Raw genomic sequence first — 5,451 nt, 5'->3', positions numbered from 1 at the left:
TCACGGCGTAGGGCACGTAAGCCGCAACCCCAAACCCCGCCCGCGCGTTCGTGACCAAAGCCTTCGCCCTAGCAGTGGTTACCGCGGAGCACCCCACGAAAGCCGTAGCTCACCAGCCCGGCCTACGCTGCCGCCACCACCAAACCAACCCAAAAGGCCCGAACACCATTGTTCGGGCCAAAAGGTAGGTTACATGTCGACGGGATTGCTTTCGTGGCTATCCTGGATGCGCTTGAACATTTTGTTGAGGTCGTTGTTCGAGAATTCGACCACCACCGGCCGACCGTGTGGGCAATTAAACGGGTTCTCCGCCTGCGCCAACTTGTTCAGCAACGCCTGCCCCTGCTGGCCGTCAAGGTGGTGGTTCGCCTTAATCGCACGCTTACAACTCATCATGATGGCCGCCGCCTCGCGGAACTTCGCGACCGTCAGGTGCCCGTCACGCAGCACCCAGTCGATCATTTCCCGTAGCGTATCCTCTTCCTGACCGGGTTCAAACCACGTCGGGTGACTGCGCACCACGAAACTATTTTGCCCAAAGTCTTCCAGGTACACACCGACACTTTGCAGTACGTCCAACCGGTCACGAATCAGCGCCGCGTCACTCGCCGGGTAATCCAACACGATTGGCACCAACAAGTTTTGCTGTCCCGGGTCCACCTGGCCAATTTCCACGCGGTACTTTTCGTAGTTCACCCGTTCCTGCGCGGCGTGCTGGTCGACCAAGTAAAAACCGTCCGGTGTCTCCGCCAAAATGAACGTACCGTGCATCTGCGCTAGATACCGCAAGTCCGGGAATCGCTCCTGCGGCTGGTCGTTATCAGCGTCGGCGGCAGTAGCGGCATCCCCCGCCACTGCCAACGCGTCCTCCTGGTCCACCGCCGCCATTTCGTCGGGTGCGATGTGCGCGTACCGCTCATCCCAGGCCGCCAAACGGTCAGGGTGCGCCATGATACTGTCCTGCGGTAAATCCTCAATGTCCAGCCCGTAATCATCAGCAGTAGCCTCAGTATCAGCGGGCATATCAGCCGGCACGCTCGCTTCAGCTGGTGCTACCGTCGCCGTTGTCACCGGCGTCACGGTGTTACCCGTCACAATCGGCGTGACCGGCTCCCGCACGCGATCTGGGGAGGCAAAGTTCAACGCTTGCTGCTCACCTTTGGGTCCACGCCGGTGCTGCAAATTATGCAACGCATCCGGAATGAGGTTCTGGTCCGCCATGCGGGCGTATATCGTTTGCTCAATGAGTTGGCTCAACGCCGCCTCTTTGCTAATCCGTAGCTCCTGCTTCGTCGGGTGGACGTTAACATCCACCAACTGCGGGTCAATCTCAATGTTGACCACCGCTAGCGGGTACCGGCCCACCATCAGCTTGGAGCCATAGCCTGCAATCACGGCCTTGGCGAGGTTGAAGTTCTTGAAGTAGCGTCCGTTCAATAACAGCGTCATGTGAGTCCGCGTCGACCGGGTCGTGTCCGGCAGGCTGACGTAACCGGACACCTTGAAGTCCAAGTCCTCGCCCGCGAACGCCAACATGCCTTTGGCCGTCTCGACGCCGTAAATGCCGGCGATGGTCTGCTGGAGGTCGCCATTACCCGCCGTGCGCAACAACAGCTTGTCCGCACTGCGCAAAGTGATGGCGACATTCGGGTGACCCAGGGCCAACCGGTTCACGATATCCGTGATGTGGCTGAGCTCCGTCGCCTGGGACTTTACGTACTTGAGCCGGGCCGGAGTGTTGTAAAACAGGTTATGCACCGCAATGGTTGTCCCCTGCCGGAAGGCCTGCTGGTGCGCATCCACTATGGCCCCGCCGGTCAGGTGTGCACTGGTGCCCACACCCGCACTCGTCGCGGTCTCGATGGTCACGTCCGCCACGGCCGCAATACTGGCCAGGGCCTCGCCCCGAAACCCCAGCGAGTGGATGGCAAAGAGGTCCCGGGTAGTCGCAATCTTGCTCGTGGCGTGGCGCTTAAACGCGTTCGGCACGTCGTCTGGCTCAATCCCAGCACCGTTATCGGCCACTTCCATCAAACGCAGGCCGGCATCCACCACGCGAATATCCACCTGGGACGCGCCGGCATCGATACTGTTTTCCACTAGCTCCTTAATCACCGAAGCTGGTCGCTCGACCACTTCCCCAGCGGCAATCTGGTTAGCCAGGGCTTCTGGTAATTCATGAATCTGACTCATCGTGGTCATCCCCAATCTTAGTGCACCTAAAATAACGCTTTTAGCCCACGTTGTCCACCACTACGCTTGTGTTCCCCGCTGGCTTAACTCTTGCTTTAATTCGTATAACAGATTCATCGCCGCCATTGGTGTGGCCTGCAACAAATCGAACTTTTCCAGTTGCTTCAGTACCTTAGTATCCGCATCGCTCAACTCAGGTACCACCGTCTCCGGCGTGAACAGGTCGAGTTGCTGGTCGTCCACGGCCTCCGGAGCATTAGTCTGAACGTCCGCCGTCGTGTCTGGCTCCGGTCCCGCTGCAACCGGTGTATCCGCTACCGTCGCTGGCTCTACAGCCGTCTGTTCATCATCACTGGCGCCCATTTCCAGCGAACCGCCCTGCTGTTCGAGGTGTTGCAACACTTTATCGGCGCGCTGTAACAGCTCTTCGGGCAGGCCGGCCAGCTTAGCCACGTGAATCCCGTACGATTTGTCCGCTGGTCCAGCCAGCATTTTGTGCAGGAAGACCAGGTTGCCGTGATCCAAAGTCGCACCCACATGCACGTTCCGCAGCCGGTCAAGGTGGTCGGCCAGCGCGGTCAGTTCGTGGTAGTGGGTCGAAAATAACGTTTTGGCGTGCACATGGTCGTGCAAGTATTCGATGATGGCCTGCGCCAGCGCCATCCCGTCATAGGTCGCGGTCCCGCGCCCGATTTCGTCAAAGAGGATCAGGCTCCGGCTGGTGGCGTGACTCAACGCCGCGTTAGCCTCCAGCATTTCAACCATGAAGGTACTTTGGCCGTTAGCCAGGTCATCGGCCGCACCGATGCGGGTGAAAATCTTATCAAAGACGGGCAAAGTCGCGCGGTCAGCCGGAATGAACCCACCGGCCTGCGCCATAATGACGATCAACGCCAGCTGGCGCATGTACGTACTCTTCCCGGACATGTTCGGTCCGGTGATTAGCAACATGTCCGTGTCGGCGTCCATCGTGACGTCGTTGGGAATGTACTCCGTGGACCCCATGACTTTTTCCACCACCGGGTGCCGTCCGTTCACGATGTCAATATCGTGGCCGTTAGCGGTCATCGTTGGTCGAATAAAGTGTTGGTCCTCGGCGACCTGCGCGTAACTTTGCAGCACGTCCAACCCCGCAACTTTGGCCGCCAGGTCCTGCAGGCGCGTGATGTTGGCCTTAATCTGTTCGCGAATCTGCGTAAACACGTCGTACTCCAACGAGGTAGAATTACTCTGGGCCTCGAGGATCGTGTCTTCCTTCTCCTTCAGTTCCGGCGTAATGAACCGCTCGGCGTTCGTGAGCGTCTGCTTCCGGTCGTACCGGTCTTCCGGAACTTTATCGAGGTTGGACTTGGTCACCTCAATGTAGTAGCCAAAGACCGTGTTGTACTTGACCTTCAGGTTATGGATACCCGTGGCCTGCCGCTCGGTCGTCTCGTACTCCGCCAACCACTGCTTGGCGTTTTTCAACGTGGAACGGTAAGCGTCCAGCTGGTCGTTATACCCGTCCTTAATGAGCTTCCCATCGGTAACGGAAATCGGCGGTTCGTCAACGATGCTAGCGTGAATCAGGTCGGCGACGTCACCCACCGTATCGAGGTGGCGGTAATCGTCCAAACTCGCGTCGTCAATCCGGTCCAAAGTATCCAGAATAGCTGGCAGTTGATCCAGACTGGTGGCGAGTTGCTGCAGGTCCCGTCCGTTCACGGTGCCAAAGGCCACGCGCCCGGCTAACCGTTCCAGGTCGTACACCTGGTTCAGGTTGTCGGCTAGCTCGGTCCGTTCAAAGAAGTGGTCGAGCATCGCTTGGACTTGTTGCTGACGGTGGGTAATGGTCTGGTAATCCAGCAACGGCCGCTCCAACCAATTGCGCAACATCCGCCCGCCCATCGCGGTTTTGGTCTTATCCAGCAGCCACAACAAACTATCGGCCTTTTTACCAGTTCGGCTGTTACTGAGGATGTCGAGGTTACGCCGGGCATCGCTATCCATCTCCAGGAACGCGGACGGCGTGTACGGCACGGCGCGCTGGATGTGCGCGAGGCTCCGCTTCTGGGTGCTCAGCAGGTACTGCATGAGCATGCTGACGACTTTGGTTTCCACCTCATCATCGAGGTCCTGGATGACAAAGCTGACTTCGGCACTCGCATCGGTGCTCAATGCCTGCTGCGACAGGATGCGGTCGTTCACTTTGAGCTGACTGGCCACTTGCTCGTCAAGGTCCACGGGCACCACGGTCTCGATACTACTCAGGGCGTCCAACTCATTCACGATGTCGGCAACGTTACTGAGGTGTGCTACCTTCATTTCCCCGGTCGAAAGGTCGGTGTACGCAAAACCAAAGCCGTCCTTGACGGGCAACACGGCGGTCAGGTAGTTGTTGCGCTTAGCGGCACCAGGATTGACGTTCATGGTGGTCCCGGGGGTCACCAGCTGGATGACCTCCCGCTTCACCATCCCCACGGCGGTTTTGGGATCCTCCATCTGCTCACAGATGGCGACTTTGTACCCGTGATCAATCATCACGTTGAGGTAATTCTCCACCGCGTGGTGCGGCACGCCACACATGGGGATGGGGTCATCCGCACTCTTGTTGCGCGCGGTCAGCGTGAGTTCGAGAATTTGCGAGCCCTTAATGGCATCGTCATAAAACATTTCATAAAAGTCCCCGATGCGGTAAAACAAAAAGGCGTCAGGATACTGCGCCTTAATTGCGAGGTATTGCTGCATCATGGGGGTGACACTGGGTTTTTTAGGCATAATTTTGACTCTCCGTTTCCAACTTACGGTCACAACAATTTTAGCAGACCGTTGCGAGAAAACAAAACTGCTTGTGTGCCCTGTGCCTTGGCCTGCTACGGTAGTTGTTGGCGGCAGCGTAGGCCGGACCGGTGAGCTGCGGCTTTCGTGGGGTACTCCGCTCACCGGTCCGACCGACGCGGCCTCACGCTACTGTAGCACGTATAACTCCCAATAGAAGCCTTTCTCCCGTACACAGTCCTCGACAGTTAATTTACTCCAAGACCACTCGCCTTCATCACGACCTCATACACTAATCTGCCAAATTCTGGGCTGCGAGATGCCTGGTCAGCATACCGCCTGTCTTTATCGCTGGGAACGCGTTAGTTGACCCAAATCATTCATAAATCCGTTCGCAAGTGTGGCTCTGGCCGGTGGGGGTGCCGTGGGGTGCGGAGACGACTGGACCCGGAACGGTGACCCTCTACAGTTGGTCGTACTGGTGTGGTGGCGGAGGTTGAG

The 5,451-nt window shown here is 57.9% G+C and carries 2 protein-coding genes; both read right to left on the bottom strand.

Annotated features, from left to right (window positions below; genetic code table 11):
• Positions 1–189 precede the first annotated feature (189 nt).
• Positions 190–2,193 carry a DNA mismatch repair endonuclease MutL gene (mutL, locus tag LPA02S_RS10560; protein WP_054651788.1) on the bottom strand — a complete coding sequence of 668 codons (2,004 nt, stop codon included), beginning with the start codon at positions 2,191–2,193 and terminating at the stop codon, positions 190–192.
• A 60-nt stretch (positions 2,194–2,253) separates the two neighbouring features.
• Positions 2,254–4,950: a DNA mismatch repair protein MutS gene (mutS, locus tag LPA02S_RS10555; protein ID WP_056956329.1), complete on the bottom strand. Its 2,697-nt coding sequence runs from the start codon at positions 4,948–4,950 to the stop codon at positions 2,254–2,256.
• Positions 4,951–5,451 lie beyond the last annotated feature (501 nt).

The sequence above is a fragment of the Lacticaseibacillus pantheris DSM 15945 = JCM 12539 = NBRC 106106 genome (genome assembly GCF_001591865.1).
Lineage (GTDB): Bacteria > Bacillota > Bacilli > Lactobacillales > Lactobacillaceae > Lacticaseibacillus > Lacticaseibacillus pantheris.
Note: the sequence above shows the minus strand (reverse complement) of the source record. Positions and strands in the feature narration are given on the sequence as shown.